Annotated in this window: 17 protein-coding genes and 5 tRNA genes; 14 read left to right on the top strand and 8 right to left on the bottom strand. The window is 65.4% G+C overall.

Translation table 11 applies throughout. The annotated features are described in order from the left end of the window. Positions 1-23: 23 nt before the first annotated feature. Positions 24-1145 carry a branched-chain amino acid ABC transporter substrate-binding protein gene (locus tag OH686_RS04515; protein ID WP_289536424.1) on the bottom strand — a complete coding sequence of 374 codons (1122 nt, stop codon included), beginning with the start codon at positions 1143-1145 and terminating at the stop codon, positions 24-26. Between the two features lie 322 nt (positions 1146-1467). On the opposite strand from OH686_RS04515, the gene OH686_RS04510 reads away from it, so the two are divergent. Together OH686_RS04510 and OH686_RS04505 are read left to right on the top strand one after the other, a co-directional pair. Next, complete coding sequence (locus tag OH686_RS04510) at positions 1468-1785, top strand: DUF2288 domain-containing protein (RefSeq protein WP_289536422.1); 318 nt, start codon at positions 1468-1470, stop codon at positions 1783-1785. Between the two features lie 68 nt (positions 1786-1853). Beyond that, on the top strand, positions 1854-2213 hold the full coding sequence (locus tag OH686_RS04505; RefSeq protein WP_289536421.1) for a DUF5064 family protein: 360 nt from the start codon (positions 1854-1856) through the stop codon (positions 2211-2213). 377 nt (positions 2214-2590) lie between these two features. Here the strand turns inward: OH686_RS04505 and OH686_RS04500 are convergent. After that, positions 2591-2666: transfer RNA gene (locus OH686_RS04500), tRNA-Asn, on the bottom strand. 67 nt (positions 2667-2733) lie between these two features. Continuing rightward, positions 2734-3930, bottom strand: a complete 1197-nt coding sequence (locus OH686_RS04495) for an amino acid aminotransferase (protein WP_289536419.1) — start codon at positions 3928-3930, stop codon at positions 2734-2736. Positions 3931-4117: 187 nt separating this feature from the next. On the opposite strand from OH686_RS04495, the gene uvrB reads away from it, so the two are divergent. Continuing rightward, positions 4118-6133, top strand: a complete 2016-nt coding sequence (gene uvrB / locus OH686_RS04490; RefSeq protein WP_289536418.1) for an excinuclease ABC subunit UvrB — start codon at positions 4118-4120, stop codon at positions 6131-6133. 29 nt (positions 6134-6162) lie between these two features. On the opposite strand, the gene OH686_RS04485 is transcribed toward uvrB, so the two are convergent. The 3 genes from OH686_RS04485 to OH686_RS04475 are packed head-to-tail and all read right to left on the bottom strand — an operon-like array spanning position 6163 to position 9670. Further along, a complete protein-coding gene (locus OH686_RS04485) occupies positions 6163-7056 on the bottom strand; it encodes an EamA family transporter (RefSeq protein ID WP_289536416.1) in 894 nt (297 codons plus the stop codon). A 24-nt stretch (positions 7057-7080) separates the two neighbouring features. Then, a complete protein-coding gene (locus OH686_RS04480) occupies positions 7081-8631 on the bottom strand; it encodes an MDR family MFS transporter (RefSeq protein ID WP_502942772.1) in 1551 nt (516 codons plus the stop codon). Next, complete coding sequence (locus OH686_RS04475) at positions 8621-9670, bottom strand: HlyD family secretion protein (protein WP_289536414.1); 1050 nt, start codon at positions 9668-9670, stop codon at positions 8621-8623. The genes OH686_RS04480 and OH686_RS04475 overlap by 11 nt, the downstream gene beginning before the upstream one ends. 106 nt (positions 9671-9776) lie before the next feature. Here OH686_RS04475 and OH686_RS04470 point away from each other — a divergent pair, with 106 nt between their 5' ends. The 10 genes from OH686_RS04470 to OH686_RS04425 all read left to right on the top strand — a co-directional run bounded on the left by OH686_RS04470 (position 9777) and on the right by OH686_RS04425 (position 15656). Then, positions 9777-10691: a LysR family transcriptional regulator gene (locus OH686_RS04470; protein WP_192397112.1), complete on the top strand. Its 915-nt coding sequence runs from the start codon at positions 9777-9779 to the stop codon at positions 10689-10691. A gap of 28 nt (positions 10692-10719) precedes the next feature. Then, entirely contained in the window at positions 10720-12204 is a 1485-nt protein-coding gene (gene gltX / locus OH686_RS04465; RefSeq protein WP_289536412.1) for a glutamate--tRNA ligase, read from the top strand. 156 nt (positions 12205-12360) lie between these two features. Continuing rightward, positions 12361-12436, top strand: a tRNA-Ala gene (locus tag OH686_RS04460). 46 nt (positions 12437-12482) lie between these two features. Further along, positions 12483-12558: transfer RNA gene (locus OH686_RS04455), tRNA-Glu, on the top strand. Positions 12559-12601: 43 nt separating this feature from the next. Beyond that, positions 12602-12677 (top strand) — tRNA-Ala (locus OH686_RS04450). 49 nt (positions 12678-12726) lie between these two features. Next, positions 12727-12802, top strand: a tRNA-Glu gene (locus OH686_RS04445). A gap of 158 nt (positions 12803-12960) precedes the next feature. After that, positions 12961-13500, top strand: coding sequence for a TetR/AcrR family transcriptional regulator (locus OH686_RS04440; protein WP_289536410.1), 540 nt, complete (start codon positions 12961-12963; stop codon positions 13498-13500). A gap of 42 nt (positions 13501-13542) precedes the next feature. After that, on the top strand, positions 13543-14406 hold the full coding sequence (locus OH686_RS04435; RefSeq protein ID WP_289536409.1) for an alpha/beta fold hydrolase: 864 nt from the start codon (positions 13543-13545) through the stop codon (positions 14404-14406). A gap of 153 nt (positions 14407-14559) precedes the next feature. Next, positions 14560-15210 carry a bifunctional 4-hydroxy-2-oxoglutarate aldolase/2-dehydro-3-deoxy-phosphogluconate aldolase gene (locus OH686_RS04430; RefSeq protein WP_137972519.1) on the top strand — a complete coding sequence of 217 codons (651 nt, stop codon included), beginning with the start codon at positions 14560-14562 and terminating at the stop codon, positions 15208-15210. Next, complete coding sequence (locus OH686_RS04425) at positions 15207-15656, top strand: acyl-CoA thioesterase (RefSeq protein ID WP_289536407.1); 450 nt, start codon at positions 15207-15209, stop codon at positions 15654-15656. Before OH686_RS04430 ends, OH686_RS04425 begins: the two co-directional genes overlap by 4 nt. Here OH686_RS04425 and OH686_RS04420 read toward each other — a convergent pair. Beyond that, the gene (locus OH686_RS04420) at positions 15653-16048 is read right to left on the bottom strand and encodes a hypothetical protein (RefSeq protein WP_289536405.1); all 396 of its coding nucleotides are present in this window, start codon (positions 16046-16048) and stop codon (positions 15653-15655) included. The two genes, OH686_RS04425 and OH686_RS04420, sit on opposite strands and share 4 nt — an antisense overlap. A gap of 93 nt (positions 16049-16141) precedes the next feature. Between OH686_RS04420 and OH686_RS04415 the strand changes: the two genes are divergently transcribed. Further along, complete coding sequence (locus OH686_RS04415; RefSeq protein WP_289536403.1) at positions 16142-17110, top strand: tRNA dihydrouridine synthase; 969 nt, start codon at positions 16142-16144, stop codon at positions 17108-17110. On the opposite strand, the gene OH686_RS04410 is transcribed toward OH686_RS04415, so the two are convergent. After that, complete coding sequence (locus OH686_RS04410; RefSeq protein ID WP_289536402.1) at positions 17107-17853, bottom strand: SDR family oxidoreductase; 747 nt, start codon at positions 17851-17853, stop codon at positions 17107-17109. The genes OH686_RS04415 and OH686_RS04410 overlap by 4 nt on opposite strands. Positions 17854-17962: the final 109 nt, after the last annotated feature.

The following is a 17962-nucleotide window of genomic DNA, read 5'->3' as shown; positions in this document are numbered from 1 at the left end:
GGCTCTGGGTTCAGGCGGGAAGCTTACTTGGCTTCGGTTTTGGTACCGTCCTGGTGCCACTCGTAAACCACGAAGCTGAAGTCCTTCAGGTCACCCTTGTCGTCGAAGCCCAGGGTGCCGGTCGGGGTTTCGAAGGTGTTGGCGCGCAGTGCGGCGGCAACCTTGGCAGTGTCGTTTTCGCCGGCTTTCTTGATGCCTTCGGCGATGACCTGCACGGCGGCGTAGGCCGGGAACACGAACGGGCCGCTCGGATCCTGGTTCTTGGCCTTGAAGGCGTCGACCAGTACCTGGTTCTTCGGATCCTGGTCGAAGGACTTCGGCAGAGTGACCAGCAGGCCTTCGGAAGCCGGGCCGGCGATGGCGGAGATTTCTTTGTTACCCACGCCTTCCGGACCCATGAACTTGACCTTCAGGCCCTTCTCGGAAGCCTGACGCAGCAGCAGGCCCAGCTCCGGGTGGTAGCCGCCGTAGTAGACGAAGTCGACGTTGGCTTGCTTGAGCTTGGAGATCAGCGCGGAGAAGTCCTTGTCGCCGGCGTTGATGCCTTCGAACAGGGCAACCTTGGTGCCTTTGCCTTCCAGGGTCTGCTTGACCGCGGTGGCGATGCCTTCGCCGTACTGCTGCTTGTCGTGAACGACGGCAACGGCTTTCGGCTTGATGTGGTCGGCGATGAAGTTACCGGCGGTCGGACCTTGCAGGCTGTCCAGGCCGATGGTGCGGAATACCAGCTGGTAGCCGCGAGAGGTGATGTCCGGGCTGGTGGAGGCCGCGGTGATCATCAGGATGCCTTCGTCTTCGTAGATGTCGGACGCCGGCTGAGTGGAGCTAGAGCAGAGGTGGCCAACGACGTATTTTACTTCGTCGTTGACGATCTTGTTGGCTACGGCAACGGCTTGTTTCGGATCGCAGGCGTCGTCGTATTTCACGCCTTCGAGCATCGCGCCGTTCACCCCGCCGGCCTTGTTGATCTGCTCGATGGCCATCTCGGCACCGATGAATTGCATTTCGCCGTACTGGGCGACGGCACCGGTCACCGGACCGGCCAGAGCGATCTTGATGGTGTCAGCGGCCATCGAATAGCTGGCGGCGCCGGCCAGGGCCATAGCGGCGAACAGCTTGGTAACTTGCTTGGTAGCCTGTTTCATAGTGCTCCACTCTTATGTGTTTATCGTTTTTGTAATCCATGCGGCCAAAAGCTGCAGGACCGGTAAAAGTACCCGGTCACACCCCCCCGGCAACTGTACCGGCACAGTGTAGAACTCTGTTTTGCGGCTTGAAAAGCGCACATGTGGAGGTGTGAAGGGCGGTGTCGCTTGGTTGAAATAAACGTACAGAATAACGGCGCGTCTTTTGGTGACTGAAAGGTCCTTCTGCCAGTGTGAGCCGGGGTTCGGGCTTGCCTGGTGAGGGGCTGGCGCTATCATGGCGCCGCTTCCACAACCGTGTGCTTTCTACACAGGGCAAGTCATGACAGAACAAGCTAGCACCCTCTATGCCAAGCTGCTTGGCGAAACGGCCAAGATTTCCTGGCAGGAACTGCAACCCTTCTTTGCCCGTGGCCAGTTGCTGTGGGTGGATACCACCCTGAACCTGGTGGAAGTCGCGCAGGCCGTGGCCGACGACGACAGCGCCAAGGTCGCGGCCTGGCTGCAGGCGGGGCAGGTGGCCAAGGTCGCTGAGGCGCGCGCGCAGGATTACCTCGATCGCGATCCGGATCTGTGGGCCGTGGTAGTGTCACCTTGGGTACTGATTCAGGAGCGCGTGACTGGTGCATCGTTGCACTGATCTTGAGCCGTTGCGCTTCGCTAGGCTGGTCTAGAATCAAGTTTCCGACCAGCAAGGAGAGCCGACAAATGTTCGAGCCGGGGCACCTACATAGAGCCAGTCTGCCTGGCCAGACCGAATTTGCAGTGGACCTTTACTACGAAGTGCGTCGCGATCCCAAGGAGGGCCAGATGGTCCATTTCCGCATGGAAGGACAGATCGGCGGCAAGGCCTTCAAGGACGAGTTCGAGCTGCATCGCGATACCGCCTTCAACTTCGCCAGCGTCGCCACCCGGGTGGCGGCCAAGCACGGCCTGCCGACCAACCACTCGCTGATCATGCGTGGCCACGACGAGTTCGACCGGATGTTCGAGGACATCCGCGACAAGCTGGGTGCCAAGCCCGGCGAGGCGGTGAACTTCGATCACTTGGAGCGCGATGGTCTCTGACCGCATCGCCTTTGCTGAAAGAAGAAGCCCCGCCGATGCGGGGTTTCTTCTTTTTTATATGGAGCAACGGTTTCTGGTCAGGGCTCGGGAAATCCATCGAGTAACGAAAAAACCCCAGGCTTTGCGAGTGCTGCATTGTGGCCTGGGCTCGACGGAATCCCTGACAAGAATCAGGTAGGCAATAAAAAAGCCCCAGGTTTTCACCTGGGGCTTTTGAATTTGGCTCCGCGACCTGGATTCGACGGCGTCAGCCGAGCGCGCGCAAGCAGCGACCCGAAGGGTGAGGCCTCAGGCCGAATAACCGGGGACGCAGTCCCTGGTGAGAGTCCGGCAGGCAATAAAAAAAGCCCCGGGCTTTCACCTAGGGCTTTTGAATTTGGCTCCGCGACCTGGACTCGAACCAGGGACCCAATGATTAACAGTCATTTGCTCTACCGACTGAGCTATCGCGGAACAGCGGTGCGTATCCTACTGATTAAAAAGGGGAAGTCAACACCCGCAGGGCGACTTCCCGGTTTCATCAGAGTACCTGGACGATGGCCTTGGTGACGGCGTCCAGATTGCTGCGGTTCAGTGCGGCAACGCAGATGCGCCCGGTGCTGACGGCGTAGATGCCGAATTCGCTGCGCAGGCGCTCCACCTGTTCGGCGGTCAGGCCGGAGTAGGAGAACATGCCGCGCTGGCGGGCGACGAAGGCGAAGTCGCGCTTGGCGCCCTGCGCGGCCAGTTGCTCGACCATGGCCAGGCGCATGTCACGGATGCGCTGGCGCATCTCGCCCAGTTCCTGCTCCCACAGGGCGCGCAGCTCGGGGCTGTTGAGCACGCTGGCGACCACGGTGGCCCCGTGGGTCGGCGGGTTGGAGTAGTTGGTGCGGATCACGCGCTTGGCCTGCGACAGCACGCGGCCGGCTTCTTCCTTGCTGGCGGTGACGATGGACAGCGCACCGACGCGCTCGCCGTACAGCGAGAAGGACTTGGAGAAGGAGCTGGAGACGAAGAACAGCAGGCCGGACTCGGCGAACAGGCGCACGGCGAAGGCGTCCTGGTCGATGCCTTCGCCAAAGCCCTGGTAGGCGATGTCGAGGAAGGGCACGTGCTCACGTTCGCGCAGAACTTCTAGCACCGCTTTCCAGTCATCCAGAGAGAGGTCGACGCCAGTCGGGTTGTGGCAGCAGGCGTGCAGCACCACGACGGAGCGGGCCGGCAGGGCCTTGAGGTCTTCCAGCAGGCCGGCGCGGTTCACGCCGTTGGTGGCGGCGTCGTAGTAGCGATAGTTCTGCACCGGGAAACCGGCGGACTCGAACAGCGCTCGGTGGTTCTCCCAGCTCGGGTCGCTGATGGCGACCACGGCGTTCGGCAGCAGGCGCTTGAGGAAGTCGGCGCCGGTCTTCAGGGCGCCGGTACCGCCGACGGCCTGGGTGGTGACCACGCGGCCTTCGGCCAGCAGGGCGGAGTCTGCGCCGAACAGCAGTTTCTGTACGGCGCTGTCGTAGGCGGCGATGCCTTCGATCGGCAGGTAGCCGCGCGGTGCGTGGGCCTCGATGCGTGCCTTCTCGGCTTCGGCAACGGCGCGCAACAGCGGAATTCGGCCTTCCTCGTTGTAGTACACGCCTACACCCAGGTTGACCTTGGTGCTGCGGGTATCGGCATTGAAGGCTTCATTCAGGCCCAGGATCGGGTCGCGCGGCGCCATTTCGACGGCGGAGAACAGACTCATGATTGCGGCGGTCTCGGAGAGGAGAAGGTGGGAACCGGCAACGCCCTGCACGGAAACGGGCTAGGGGTTGCATGAACGGGCCGCTATTATAGCGGCCCAGGTTGTGCGCGGCGACAGCGCCAGCGCGCATTCACAAGCTATGACGCCCGCGGTCGCGCCGCGTCACAGTGGCATCGTGAGGTCGACCATGTCGGAGTTTCAGCTCGTCACCCGCTTCAAGCCCGCCGGCGACCAGCCGGAGGCCATCCGCCAGATGGTCGAGGGCCTGGAGGCCGGCCTGTCGCACCAGACCCTGCTGGGTGTTACCGGCTCGGGCAAGACCTTCAGCATCGCCAACGTGATTGCCAAGGTGCAGCGCCCGACCCTGGTGCTGGCGCCGAACAAGACTCTGGCCGCCCAGCTGTATGGCGAGTTCAAGAGTTTCTTCCCGAACAACTCGGTCGAGTACTTCGTTTCCTACTACGACTACTACCAGCCGGAGGCCTATGTGCCGGCCTCCGATACCTTTATCGAGAAGGATTCCTCGATCAACGACCACATCGAGCAGATGCGCCTGTCGGCGACCAAGGCGCTGATCGAGCGGCCGGATGCGATAGTCGTCGCCACCGTTTCCTCTATCTACGGCCTGGGCAGCCCGGAGGAGTACCTGAGGATGGTTCTCCACGTGGACCGTGGCGACAAGATGGATCAGCGCGCGCTGCTGCGCCGCCTGGCCGATCTGCAGTACACGCGCAACGACATGGACTTCGCCCGCGCCACCTTCCGCGTGCGCGGCGACGTGATCGACGTGTTCCCGGCCGAATCGGACCTTGAAGCGATCCGCGTCGAGTTGTTCGACGATGAGGTGGAGAGCCTGTCGGCCTTCGACCCGCTGACCGGCGAGGTGATCAAGAAGCTGCCGCGCTTCACCTTCTATCCCAAGAGCCACTACGTGACCCCGCGCGAGACCCTGCTCGGCGCGGTGGAGAACATCAAGGCCGAGCTGAAGGAGCGCCTGGACTACCTGCGTACCAACAACAAGCTGGTCGAGGCCCAGCGCCTGGAGCAGCGCACCCGCTTCGACCTGGAGATGATCCTCGAGCTGGGTTACTGCAACGGCATCGAGAACTACTCGCGCTACCTCTCCGGCCGCGCCCCGGGCGAGCCGCCACCTACCCTGTACGACTACCTGCCGCCGGAGTCGCTGCTGGTGATCGACGAGTCCCACGTCACCGTTCCGCAGATCGGCGCCATGTACAAGGGCGATCGTTCGCGCAAGGAAACCCTGGTGGAGTACGGCTTCCGCCTGCCGTCGGCGCTGGATAACCGGCCGATGCGCTTCGAGGAGTGGGAGGCGGCCAGCCCGCAGACCATCTTCGTCTCTGCCACGCCGGGCAACTACGAAGCCGAGCATGCCGGGCGGGTGATCGAGCAGGTGGTGCGGCCCACCGGCCTGGTCGACCCGGAAGTGGAAGTGCGCCCGGCGCGCACCCAGGTCGACGACCTGCTCTCGGAGATCCGCAAGCGCGTGGCCGTGGAGCAGCGCGTGCTGGTCACCACCCTGACCAAGCGCATGGCCGAGGACCTCACCGACTACCTGGCCGACCACGACGTCAAGGTGCGCTACCTGCACTCGGACATCGACACGGTGGAGCGGGTGGAGATCATCCGCGACCTGCGTACCGGCGCCTTCGATGTGCTGGTGGGCATCAACCTGTTGCGCGAGGGCCTGGACATGCCCGAGGTGTCGCTGGTGGCGATCCTCGATGCGGACAAGGAAGGCTTCCTGCGTAGCGAGCGTTCGCTGATCCAGACTATTGGCCGCGCCGCGCGCAACCTGCACGGCCGGGCGATTCTCTATGCCGACAACATGACCGGCTCGATGCAGCGGGCGATCGGCGAGACGGATCGGCGCCGCGAGAAGCAGCTGGCCTTCAACGCGGCCAACGGTATCGTGCCGAAAGGCGTGACCAAGGACATCAAGGACATTCTCGAAGGCGCCGTGGTGCCCGGCGCCCGCAGCAACAAGCGCAAGGCCGCGGCCAAGGCGGCGGAGGAGAGTGCCCGCTACGAGGCCGAGCTGCGCTCGCCGAGCGAGATCACCAAGCGCATCCGTCAGTTGGAAGAGAAGATGTACCAGTTGGCCCGCGACCTGGAGTTCGAGGCCGCCGCGCAGCTGCGCGACGAGATCCAGAAGCTGCGTGACCGACTGCTGCAGGTCTGATCGGGGGGCTGGGCCGCTTCCGTGCGGTCTCAGCGCCGGCCGAAGATGATCATCGATACGCCGACCAGCACCGCCGCGCAGGCCAGGCCGGCGGACAGGTCGAGGCGCTCGCCGAGGATCAGGTAGCCCAGCAGCAGGGCCACCACCGGATTGACGAAGGCGAAGGTCGACACCAGGCTCGGCTTCACCTCACGCAGCAGCCAGAAGTAGGCCGGGTAGACGCCCAGGCTCACCGGCAGCACCAGGTAGGCCAGCCACAGCCAACCTGAGCCGCTCAGCTGGCCCAGCTGCAGCACCTGCCAGTCGCCATGCCAGAGGCCGAAGCCGGCCAGCACCAGCGCGCCGACCAGCATCTGCAGGCCCAGACCGGTGGCGGGCGAGCGCAGCGGCGGGCGCTGGCGCAGCCACCAGGCGCCGACCGCCCAGAGCAGGGTGGCCAGCAGTACCAGGGCGCCGGAGAACCACTGCAGCAGGCCGGCGTCTTCGCCCAGGCCGCCGCCCATCAACAGCACGATGCCGCCACTGGCGATGGCCAGGCCGAGCAGCACCCACAGCGGCGGGCGTTCGTCGAGCAACCACTCCAGGGCCACGCTCCACAGCGGCAGGGTGGTGTAGAGCATGGCCAGCATGCCGGTGGGCAGGTGCTGGTTGGCGTAGATCAACGCGCCCTGGCCGACCGCGATCAGCAGCAGGCCGCCGATCAGCGCCGCGCCCCAGTCGCTGCGCTGTACTTTCAGCCCGCCTTGCAGCGCGACCCAGAGCAGCGCCAGCACGCCGGCCAGGCTGAAACGCAGGGTGCCGATGATGAAGGGCGGCAGTTCGCGCAGCAGGAAGTGGTTGGCCAGGTAGGTGGTGCCCCAGCCGATATAGATGATGAAGAAGGCGCCGACGAGCAGCAGCGAGCGATAACGTGAAGCGGACATGAATGGAACCTGCGGGTGGCGAACTCAGTGAGCTGCGCCACCGGTGGCGCCGGCGGGCAGGGCGCGGGTCAGCAACACGGCGAGCATGCTGATGGCCAGGGCCAGGCCGACGAAGTGGAAGGCGTCATTGTAGGCCATGATGGCGGCCTGCTGATGGGCGATCTCGCTGAGCTTGCCCAGGGCCGCCTGCGAGCTGCCGAGCTGCTCGGTGAGCAGGGCCAGGCGCTCGTCCACCTGCGGATTGCCTGGTACCAGAGCCTCGCGCAGGTAGTCGAAGTAGGTCTTGGCGCGGCTGTCGAGCAGGGTGGCGAGCAGGGCGATGCCGATGGCGCCGCCCAGGTTGCGCAGAATGTTGAACAGGCTGGAGGCCGAGCCGGCGTCCTGCGGCTGGATATAGACGGTGGCGATCAGCGAGATGGTGACCATGATCATCGGCTGGCCGAGGGCGCGCAGCAGCTGGATATGGTTGAACTGCTCGCCAGCGAAATCCGGGTTGAGCACCCCGGAGAAGAAGCTGGAGGCGCCGAACAGGGCGAAGCCCCCGGCGCACAGCCACTTCGGCGAGATCACCTTCATCAGTCGGGGCACCAGCGGAATGATGAACAGCTGTGGCAGGCCCATCCACATGATCACCTCGCCGATCTGCAGGGCGTTGTAGCCCTGGATCTGCGCCAGGTACAGCGGCAGCAGGTAGATCGAGCCGTACAGGCCCAGGCCCATGCCCAGGCTGGAGATGCTGGTGAGGCCGAAATTGCGTTCGCGCAGGATGCGCAGGTTGATCAGCGGGTTGTCCCGCGACAGCTGCAGGATCACGAACAGGATCAAGCTGACCACCGCCACACTGCCCAGGCCGACGATCAGCTGCGACTCCAGCCAGTCCTTGCGATGGCCTTCCTCTAGAAAAACCTGCAGGCAGCCCAGACCCAGGCCCAGGGTGACGATGCCGGCATAGTCGGTGCTCTTCAGCAGCTCCCAGTGCGGCGCCTTCTTCTCCAGGCCGTACATCAGGCCGGCAATCATCAGCAGGCCCGGCGGCACGTTGATATAGAAGATGTATTCCCAGCCCCAGTTTTCCGTCAGCCAGCCACCCAGGGTCGGGCCGATGGAGGGCGCGAAGGTGGCGGTGATGGCGAACAGCGCCATGCCCTTGGCCCGGTGGTGCTCGGGCAGCTTGATCAGGGTCATGGTGAAGGCCAGGGGGATCAGCGCGCCGCCGGTGAAGCCCTGCAGGGCGCGGAACACGATCATGCTCTCCAGGTTCCAGGCGAAGGAGCACAGCAGCGAGGAGGCGAGGAAGCCCAGCGACACCCACACTGCCAGGCGCCGCGCCGAGAGCAGCTGCACCAGCCAGGCGGTGAGCGGAATCATGACGATCTCGGCCACCAGGTAGGAGGTGGAGATCCACGAACCTTCCTCCAGGGTGGCCGACAGCGCGCCCTGGATGTCCTTCAGCGAGGAGTTGGTGATCTGGATATCCAGCACCGCCATGAACGCGCCGAGCATGGCGCTCATCACCGCGATCCAGTCGCGCCGGGTCGGTTCGCCGACCGGGCGCAGCAGCTCGTCAGCCGCCATGCTGGGTGTCGCTGGCGATGTCCACGTTCACTTCCACGGACATGCCCGGGCGGATCTTGCCCTGCAGTGGATTGTCCGCGGCGAAGGTCAGCTTGACCGGAATGCGCTGCACCACCTTGGTGAAGTTGCCGGTGGCGTTGTCCGGCGGCAGCAGGCTGAACTGCGCGCCGGAGGCGGCGAACAGGCTGTCGATGCGGCCTTCGATGGGCGTGTCGGGGTAGGCATCGAAGACCAGCTCGGCGCGCTGGCCGACCTGCATCCTGCCGATCTGGGTCTCCTTGAAGTTGGCCTGCACCCAGATGACGTCGCTCGGCACGATCGACAGCAGATAGGCGCCGGCCTGCACCACCTGGCCCTCGCGCGCGGAGCGCTGGCCGATGGTGCCGCTGATCGGTGCGTGGATCTCGGTGCGGGTCAGGTTCAGTTCGGCCTGGGCGATCTCGGCCTTGGCGTTGGCGATCTGCGCCTGCAGGCGTTTGATGTCGGCGTTCAGCGCGTCCACCTGCTGGCGCTGGGCGCTGAGGTCGGCCTCGGCCTTGGACAGCTGCGAGCGCGCCACGCGGCTGTCGGCGGAGAGGGTGGTGACCCGCTCTTCCGAGACATAGCCGGGCTTGCGCAGGGTCTGGGCGCGGGACAGGTCGATCTGGGTGCGGTTGAGGTTGGCCTCGCCGGCGGCGACATCGGCCTGGCTCGCGGCGATCAGGCTCGACTGCTGGGCCAGGCGGCTCTGCGCCTGGGTTAGTTCCGCCTCGCGGGTGGCCAACGCTGCGCGGGCGCGCTCCAGGGCCAGCTGAAAGTCGGCGCTTTCCAGGGTCAGCAGCAGTTGGCCTTTCTCCACGTGCTGGTTGTCGGCCACCAGCACCCGCTCGATGCGGGCACCCAGCTGGCTGGAGACGCGGGTGATCTCGCCCTGCACATAGGCATTGTCGGTGCTCTCGTGGAAGCGCCCGACCAGCAGCCAGTGGCCGAAGAGGGCCAGGGCGACGATGGCGAGCAGGGCGACGAAGACGGACAGGCGGCGTTGCAATTGGGCAGGCATGAGCAGGCTCGAACGGCTGGGCGTAAGTGTAAGCAAATCTAACAGTGTTGCCGCCAAGGCTGTAGCCGGTAGAATTCGCAAACTTTGTTGCTTTTGGGGAACAATCGTGGGGCTCGATGACGCCTTGATCTTCACCCGCGTGGTGGAATGCCACAGCTTCACCCAGGCCGCGCAGAACCTGGGCATGCAGAAATCCACGGTGAGCCGGCGCATCGCCCTGCTCGAGGAGCGCCTCGGCGTGCGCCTGCTCAACCGCACCACGCGCAAGTTGCGCCTCACCGAAGTGGGCCAGGCCTACTACGAGCGCTGCCGGCAGATCATGCTCGACTTCGCCGAGGCCGAGCAGGCCGTGATGCAGCTGCAGCAGGAGCCTTCCGGCCTGCTGCGAATCACTGCGCCCATCGAGTTCGGCCAGCTGTTCCTCGGCGGCGTGCTCGGACGCTTCATGCGCCAGTACCCGCAGATCAGTGCCGAGGTGGAGCTGACCTCGCGCGACGTCGATCCGCTGGAGGAGGGCGTCGACATCGCCATCCAGGTCGGTCAGCCGCGCGATTCCACGCTGATCGCGCGTAAGCTGCTGGAGAGCCCGCGGCGCCTGTGCGCCAGCCCCGAATACTTGGCCCAGCACGGTGCGCCGCGGAGCATCCACGAGCTGGCCGGGCACCGCGCCATCCTCCTGCCGCAGGATTCGCCGCGCTACTGGCCGCTGGTCGGCGAGCAGGTGCAGTGCCAGCGGGTGCTGTCGTGCAACAACATCACCCTGGCGCGCGAGGCGGCGCTGGCCGGCGCCGGCATCTCCGGGCTGCCGGTGATGATTTCCGAGGAGGCGTTGCGCAGCGGGCGCCTGGTGGAGCTGCTGCCCGATGCCCGGTTGCCGATTGGTGAGCTGTACGCGGTCTATCCGTCGCGGCGCTTCCAGGCGATGAAGGTCAAGACCTTCCTCGACTTCCTCATGGCCAGCCTGCCGCAGGCCGGCCTGCTGGAGCCGGTGGCGGCCGGCCTGCTAACATCGCGCCCCTGATCCATCTTCCCCGTTCCCGAGACTTGTCATGACCAAAGTCCGCACCCGCATTGCGCCGTCGCCCACCGGTGACCCGCACGTCGGCACTGCCTATATCGCCCTGTTCAACCTGTGTTTCGCCCGCCAGCATGGCGGCGAGTTCATTCTGCGTATCGAGGACACCGATCAGGTGCGCTCGACCCGCGAGTCCGAACAGCAGATCTTCGATGCCCTGCGCTGGCTGGGTATCGAATGGAACGAGGGCCCTGATGTCGGCGGCCCGCACGGCCCGTACCGGCAGAGCGAGCGCGGCCACATCTACAAGAAGTACTCGGATGAGCTGGTCAGCAAGGGCCACGCCTTCCCGTGCTTCTGCTCCGCCGAGCGCCTGGACCAGGTGCGTGCCGAGCAGATGGCGAAGAAGGAAACCCCGCGCTACGACGGCCACTGCATGCATCTCGCCCCGGCGGACGCGCAGCAGCGCATCGCCGCCGGTGAGTCCCACGTGGTGCGCATGAAGGTGCCGAGCGAGGGCGTCTGCGTGGTGCCGGACATGCTGCGCGGCGATGTGGAGATCCCCTGGGATCGCATGGACATGCAGGTGCTGATGAAGGCCGACGGCCTGCCCACCTACTTCCTGGCCAACGTGGTCGACGACCATCTGATGGAGATTACCCACGTCTTGCGCGGCGAGGAGTGGCTGCCGTCGGCGCCAAAGTTGATCAAGTTGTACGAGTACTTCGGCTGGGAACAGCCCAAGCTCTGCTATATGCCGCTGCTCAGAAATCCCGATAAGAGCAAGCTGTCCAAGCGCAAGAACCCCACCTGCATCACCTTCTACGAGCGCATGGGCTTCATGCCTGAGGCGCTGCTCAACTACCTGGGGCGCATGGGCTGGTCCATGCCGGACGAGCGCGAGAAGTTCTCGCTGGCCGAGATGATCGAGCACTTCGATCTGTCGCGTATTTCCCTCGGCGGGCCGATCTTCGATATCGAGAAGCTGTCCTGGCTCAATGGCCAGTGGCTACGCGAGCTGCCGGTTGAGCAGTTCGCCCAGCGCGTGCGGGACTGGGCCTTCAACTCCCAGTACCTGATGCAGATCGCCCCGCATGTGCAGCAGCGCGTCGAGACCTTCAGCGATATCGCGCCGCTCTCCAGCTTCTTCTTCAGCGGCGGCGTGCAGCTGGACCCTGCGCTGCTGGCGCACAAGAAGCTCAGCCCCGACCAGGTACGCCAGTCCCTGCAGCTGCTGCTGTGGGAGTTGGAGGCGTTGCGCCAGTGGGACAAGGAGAAAATCACCGCCTGCATCCAGTTCGTCTGCGAGGGCCTCGGCCTCAAGCTGCGCGACCTGATGCCGCTGATCTTCCCGGCCATCACCGGCAAGGCCAGCTCGGTCTCGGTGCTGGACGCCATGGAGATTCTTGGTGCCGACCTGTCGCGCTTCCGCCTGCGTCAGGCCATCGAGCTGCTCGGCGGCGTCAGCAATGGCGAGACCAAGGAGTGGAAGAAGCTGCTTGAAGGTTTCCGCGGCTGAGCGAAGGGGCTGCCGGTCATCGCCTCGAACGAGGAGGGTGGCTCGTCGGCTTCTCGGGTAAGTGATTGTTCTGCCTTCTGAATTTTTTCGGTTTCGACGAAAAAGTGTGTTGACAGGCAATGGCCTCGCCCCTAATATGCGCCCCGTCCAAGCGACGGGGCTATAGCTCAGCTGGGAGAGCGCTTGCATGGCATGCAAGAGGTCGACGGTTCGATCCCGTCTAGCTCCACCAAATTGCCACCGAACGAATTCCAGCCGTTCGAGTGAATGAAGGTTTCGTCCCCTTCGTCTAGTGGCCTAGGACACCGCCCTTTCACGGCGGTAACAGGGGTTCGAGTCCCCTAGGGGACGCCACTTTTTGCAGTGCTTGCACTGCACGTCGAGAGACGCAAAATCCGGGGCTATAGCTCAGCTGGGAGAGCGCTTGCATGGCATGCAAGAGGTCGACGGTTCGATCCCGTCTAGCTCCACCAAATCACTGACAGGGCCAGCCGAGTGCTGGCCTTGTTCTTCGAAGGTTCTGTCCCCTTCGTCTAGTGGCCTAGGACACCGCCCTTTCACGGCGGTAACAGGGGTTCGAGTCCCCTAGGGGACGCCACTTTCTTTCCGCGTTTTGCGGACTTCAAGGGTCATTCTTCGGAATGGCCCTTTTGTTTTTTCAGCCTCCTAGAAAGTCACCGACGAGCGGTCGCAATGCCTGCTTGCGGTTTCTTATTACATGCATAATATTAAATCCATAATCTTATGGAGGCTGCCATGAGCGACAAGAAGAGCAGAACCCGCGAGCGCATTCTCGATGCCGCTACCAGCGCGCTGATCGAGCGTGGCCCGATCGAGCCCAGTGTCGGCGAGGTGATGGGTGCCGCAGGACTGACGGTCGGTGGCTTCTACGCCCACTTCGAGAGCAAGGACGCGCTGATGCTGGAGGCCTTCACCCAGTTGCTGGCGCGTCGCCGGGAGCGGCTCAAGCAGCTCGACGACAGCCTCTCCGCCCAGGACCGCCGCGTACTGGCCGCGGCCTTCTATCTGTCGCGCAAGCACCGCGACGCCGAAGTCGATTCCTGCCCGCTGCCCAGCTCCCTCGGCGAGCTCAGCCGCCTGCCGGAGCCATTTCGCCGCGTGCTGGTCGAGCATACCAAGCTGATGGTCGCCGAGCTGGCCGGCAGTCCCGAGGACGCCGACAAGGCACTGGCCGACATGGCGCTGATGATCGGCGGCCTGGCGCTGGCTCGCGCCCTTGGCGATTGCGAGCTGTCCGACCGAGTTCTGCGCGCCGCCAAATCGGCGGTGATCTGAAAAACGTGCCCGCCTGCGGGCCTTTGTGTGAGGAGAAGCGAGATGAGCAGCATGAGCTGGATTCGTGGTTTCAACGCCACTGTTGGTCGCCTGGCCCCTGATCTGGTGGCCAGCAAGATGCATCGGGCCTTCCTCACGCCGCGCGATCTGCCGCCACGCGACTGGGAGCTGCCGCTGCTGGCCGATGCCGAGCGCATTACCCTGCGCTTCGGCCTGTCCGCCCTGCGCTGGGGGCGAGGTCCTGCGGTATTGCTGCTGCACGGCTGGGAAGGCCGGCCGACCCAGTTTGCCGAGCTGATCCGCGCGCTGGTGCGCGCCGGCTACGGCGTGGTGGCGCTGGATGGCCCGGCCCATGGCCATTCCCCGGGCCACGAGGCCAACGTGGTGCTGTTTGCCCGTGCGCTGCTGGAGGCCTCCAGCGAGCTGCCGCCACTGAAGGCGGTGATCGGTCATTCCCTGGGCGGTGCCGGCGCGCTGCTGGCGACCCAGCTGGGCCTGCGTACCGAGGCGCTGATAACCATCGCCGCGCCGGCGCGCATCCTCGGCGCGTTGCGCCGTTTCGCCCATTTCGTTGGCCTGCCCAAGCAGGCGCGGGCGCGTTTCGTACGCATGGTAGAGGAAAGCGCAGGGATGCCGGCAGCGCAGCTCGACGTGGCGCGCTATCGCCTGGATTTTCCCGGCCTGGTGGTGCATGCCAAGGACGATCCGATGGTGCCGTTCGCCGAGGCGGAGAACATTCATGCGGCCTGGGCGGAGAGTCGGCTGTTGGCCCTGGAGACGGGTGGCCATAGCAAGTCGCTGGCCGATCCTCAGCTGATCGAGGCGGTGCTGGAGCTGCTCGGCAACGCCGGCCTGAATGCCGCCGCCGAGCGCCGGGTATTCAGCGCAACGGCGCTGGCATCCTGAGCCGGCAAGGAACGCAAGCCGCTACCGGCCGCTCTAAAACGTTACACTCCCTCCCATGATCTCGGCGGACCGGAGTTGTGCTCCGGTCCGGCTCGGCGCCGTCACAGCAGCCTATGCCGATCGGTGTCGGAATCTGGATGAGGGGGAAATGACATGAGCCTGACAATGGAAGCGGTGCTGCAGCGGGCGCGCCCGGTGCTGCCGGTGCTGGTGATCGAGGAGTGCGAGCTGGCGGTGGACATGGCCCGTGCGCTGCACGCCGGCGGCGTCAGCGTGCTCGAGGTGACACTGCGCACGCCGCGCGCGCTGGATGCCCTGTCGGCGATCCGCAAGGAGCTGCCGGATCTGCTGGTGGGGGCCGGCACGGTGATCCATGCCGAGCAGTTCCAGGAGGCCCGCGATGCCGGCGCCCAGTTCACTGTCAGCCCTGGCTGCACCGAACGCCTGGCCGCCGCCGCGGAAGATTCCGGCCTGCCGTACCTGCCGGCGGTGATGACCCCCTCGGAAGTGCTGCTGGCCCTGGAGTACGGCTACCGCTCACTCAAGCTGTTCCCGGCCAACGGTAACACCAGCGTGAAGATGCTCAAGAGCTTCAAGGGGCCGTTCACCGGCATTCGCTTCTGCCCGACTGGCGGCATCACCGCCGACAACCTGCTGAGCTTCCTGCGTCTGCCCAACGTGGCCTGCGTCGGTGGCACCTGGATCGCCCCGGACAACCTGATCCGCGCCCGCGCCTGGGATCAGATCACCCAGCTGGCCAGCGAGGCCCGCGACCTGGCTGCCAGTCTGGAGGTCAAGTCGTGAGTTGGGATCTGCCGCAGCCGTTCGTGATCGATCTGCAAGTCACCGCCGAGGATATCGACGGCCTGGGCCACGCCAATAATGCCGTGTATGTCAGCTGGCTGGAGCGCTGCGCCTGGCGCCACTCGCAACACCTGGGCCTGGATCTGGCCGAGTATCGCCGCCTGGACCGGGCTATGGCCGTGCTGCGGCATGAGATCGACTATCTGGCCAGCGCCTACGAGGGCGAGGAGCTGCAGATGGCCACCTGGATCGTCGAGTCCGACCACAAGCTGAAGATGACCCGGCGCTTCCAGCTGTGGCGCCCGGCCGATGCCTGCAGCCTGCTGCGCGCGCAGACCACCTTTGTCTGCATCGAGCTGTCCAGCGGCAAGCCCAAGCGCATGCCGCCGGAGTTCGTCGAAGGCTACGGCCAGGCGCTGCTGGAGCCCTATCCGCTGCAGCTCTAGTTGAGCAAGGGGGCGAGGAAAACTTGCCCTGGCTCGACCATGATCGCAAATTGCCGGGTCTCGCCCGAACCGAGCAGCACCGATTGTTCAGAGTCAGGCCCGCGCCCGCCGCAGTAGCCTGCCGAGGAAATGGCCACTGCCACGCTGAGCTGGCCGCTGGGCAGATCCAGGCTGGTGCGCTCGCCCGGCCCGAGTTTCGCCACTACCTGCTGATTGACGTACAGCTCCACGTCGCAGGCGTTCGGCGCGTTGTTGTCGCGACTGAAGATCAGTCGCCCCGGGCCGCCGGGTGCGGGGTCCGGCGGCACGACCTGGACCCCGCGCGGCAGGGTTTCGGCGGCCTGGGCCAGGCCGCAGGCCAGACACAAGGCGATGAGCGAGCGCAGTAGCATGGTGGTTCTCCCTTTGGTCTGCTGCAGTGTGGACCATCTTGCGCCTTGCCAGCGCGGCCTTAAACTGTGCGCCCCGTTTTCCCGGACTAATCCATGCAAATCGCCCTGGCTCCCATGGAGGGGCTGGTCGACGAGATCCTGCGCGATGTGCTGACCCGAGTCGGCGGCATCGACTGGTGCGTCACCGAGTTCATTCGCGTCTGCGACCGCCTGCTGCCCGAGAGCGCCTACCGCAAACTGGCTCCCGAGCTGGCGGACGGGGCGCGCACCCGGGCCGGCACGCCGATGCGTGTGCAGCTGCTCGGCTCCGATCCGGCCTGCCTGGCGGACAATGCGGCCTTCGCCTGCAGCCTGGGCGCGCCGGTGATAGACCTCAACTTCGGCTGCCCGGCCAAGACGGTGAACAAGTCGCGCGGCGGCGCCGTGCTGCTCAAGGAGCCGGAACTGCTGCACGCCATCCTGCGCGAGGTGCGCCGCGCGGTGCCGGCGGAGATTCCGGTAACCGCCAAGATGCGCTTGGGCTTCGACAGCCCGGATGGCGCCTTGGATTGCGCGCGGGCGCTGGCCGAGGGCGGCGCTGCGCAGCTGGTGGTGCACGCGCGGACCAAGGTCGACGGCTACAAGCCGCCGGCCCACTGGGAGTGGGTGGCGCGGGTGCAGGACGTGGTCGACGTGCCGGTGTACGCCAATGGCGAGATCTGGGCAGTCGAGGACTGGCGGCGTTGCCGCGAGGTCAGCGGTGCCGAAGACATCATGCTCGGTCGTGGCCTGGTCTCGCGCCCCGACCTGGCCCGGCAGATCGCCGCCGCTCGCGCCGGCGCCGAAGTCGTGCCGATGAGCTGGGACGAGCTGCTGCCGCTGCTGCAGAACTTCTGGCTGCAGGCCCGGCGCAAGCTGGCGCCGCGCTATGCGCCGGGGCGCCTCAAGCAGTGGCTGGCAATGCTCACCCGCAGCTACCCGGAAGCGGTGGCGCTGTTCGCCGAGGTGCGCCGCGAGAACGACTGCGAGCGCATCGACCGCCTGCTTGGCGCGCCCGAGGCGAGGTTGGCAGAGACCGCCTAACGCCCGCCGCTGACGTCGATAAAGCTCCCGGTGCAGTAGGACGACTGCTCCGACGCCAGCCACAGAATCGCCTCCGCTACTTCCAGAGCCTCGCCGCCGCGCTGCAGCGGCACGCTGCCTTTCAATCGCTCGATACGCCCCGGCTCGCCACCGGAGGCGTGGATGTCGGTGGCGATCAGGCCCGGGCGCACGGCATTGACGCGAATGCCTTCGCCGGCCACCTCGCGGGCCAGGCCGATGGTCAGGCTGTCCACCGCACCTTTGGCCGCCGCGTAGTCGATGTATTCGTTGGGCGAGCCGAGGCGGGCGGCCATGGACGAGACGTTGACGATGGCGCCACCGTCGCCGCCATGCCGACTGGACATGCGTTTGATTGCCTCGCGGCAACACAGGAAGCTGCCGATCACGTTGGTGGCCAGCACCCGCTGCCAGCGCGCCACGTCCATCTGCTCCAGGCGCATCTGCGGCTCCAGTATGCCGGCGTTGTTGATCAGCGCATCCAGGCGCCCGTAATGCTGGTCCAGCTCGGCGAACAGGCGCAGCACGTCCGCCTCCTCGGCGATATCGGCCTGCACCGCATGCGCCACGCCGCCCCGGGCGGTGATCTCGCGGGCCAGCGCCGTGGCCTCGTCCGCCCGGCTGCGATAGTTGAGCAGCAGGTGGTAGCCGCGCTGCGCCGCCAGGCGTGCGGTGGCGGCGCCAATACCACGGCTGGCACCGCTGATCAGCATGACTTTGTGCATGACAAATTCTCCCCTTGAAATCGAAAACGGGGCTCCCATTTATGGCTTGCGGGATGCCGAAGTCGGGTCCTGCGATGAGACAACACTTGCTGATTATTCAGGAGACGCA

It is taken from the genome of Pseudomonas sp. SO81 (assembly GCF_030374125.1).
Taxonomy (GTDB): Bacteria; Pseudomonadota; Gammaproteobacteria; order Pseudomonadales; family Pseudomonadaceae; genus Aquipseudomonas.
The sequence above is the reverse complement of the archived record's forward strand: the minus strand, read 5'-3'. Positions and strand labels throughout refer to the sequence as shown.

Coding starts and splice junctions, on each gene's coding strand:
- OH686_RS04515 (WP_289536424.1), bottom strand. CDS start 1,145: ATGAAACAGGCTACCAAGCAAGTTACCAAGCTGTTCGCCGCTATGGCC.
- OH686_RS04510 (WP_289536422.1), top strand. CDS start 1,468: ATGACAGAACAAGCTAGCACCCTCTATGCCAAGCTGCTTGGCGAAACG.
- OH686_RS04505 (WP_289536421.1), top strand. CDS start 1,854: ATGTTCGAGCCGGGGCACCTACATAGAGCCAGTCTGCCTGGCCAGACC.
- OH686_RS04495 (WP_289536419.1), bottom strand. CDS start 3,930: ATGAGTCTGTTCTCCGCCGTCGAAATGGCGCCGCGCGACCCGATCCTG.
- uvrB (WP_289536418.1), top strand. CDS start 4,118: ATGTCGGAGTTTCAGCTCGTCACCCGCTTCAAGCCCGCCGGCGACCAG.
- OH686_RS04485 (WP_289536416.1), bottom strand. CDS start 7,056: ATGTCCGCTTCACGTTATCGCTCGCTGCTGCTCGTCGGCGCCTTCTTC.
- OH686_RS04480 (WP_502942772.1), bottom strand. CDS start 8,631: ATGGCGGCTGACGAGCTGCTGCGCCCGGTCGGCGAACCGACCCGGCGC.
- OH686_RS04475 (WP_289536414.1), bottom strand. CDS start 9,670: ATGCCTGCCCAATTGCAACGCCGCCTGTCCGTCTTCGTCGCCCTGCTC.
- gltX (WP_289536412.1), top strand. CDS start 10,720: ATGACCAAAGTCCGCACCCGCATTGCGCCGTCGCCCACCGGTGACCCG.
- OH686_RS04440 (WP_289536410.1), top strand. CDS start 12,961: ATGAGCGACAAGAAGAGCAGAACCCGCGAGCGCATTCTCGATGCCGCT.
- OH686_RS04435 (WP_289536409.1), top strand. CDS start 13,543: ATGAGCAGCATGAGCTGGATTCGTGGTTTCAACGCCACTGTTGGTCGC.
- OH686_RS04430 (WP_137972519.1), top strand. CDS start 14,560: ATGAGCCTGACAATGGAAGCGGTGCTGCAGCGGGCGCGCCCGGTGCTG.
- OH686_RS04420 (WP_289536405.1), bottom strand. CDS start 16,048: ATGCTACTGCGCTCGCTCATCGCCTTGTGTCTGGCCTGCGGCCTGGCC.
- OH686_RS04415 (WP_289536403.1), top strand. CDS start 16,142: ATGCAAATCGCCCTGGCTCCCATGGAGGGGCTGGTCGACGAGATCCTG.
- OH686_RS04410 (WP_289536402.1), bottom strand. CDS start 17,853: ATGCACAAAGTCATGCTGATCAGCGGTGCCAGCCGTGGTATTGGCGCC.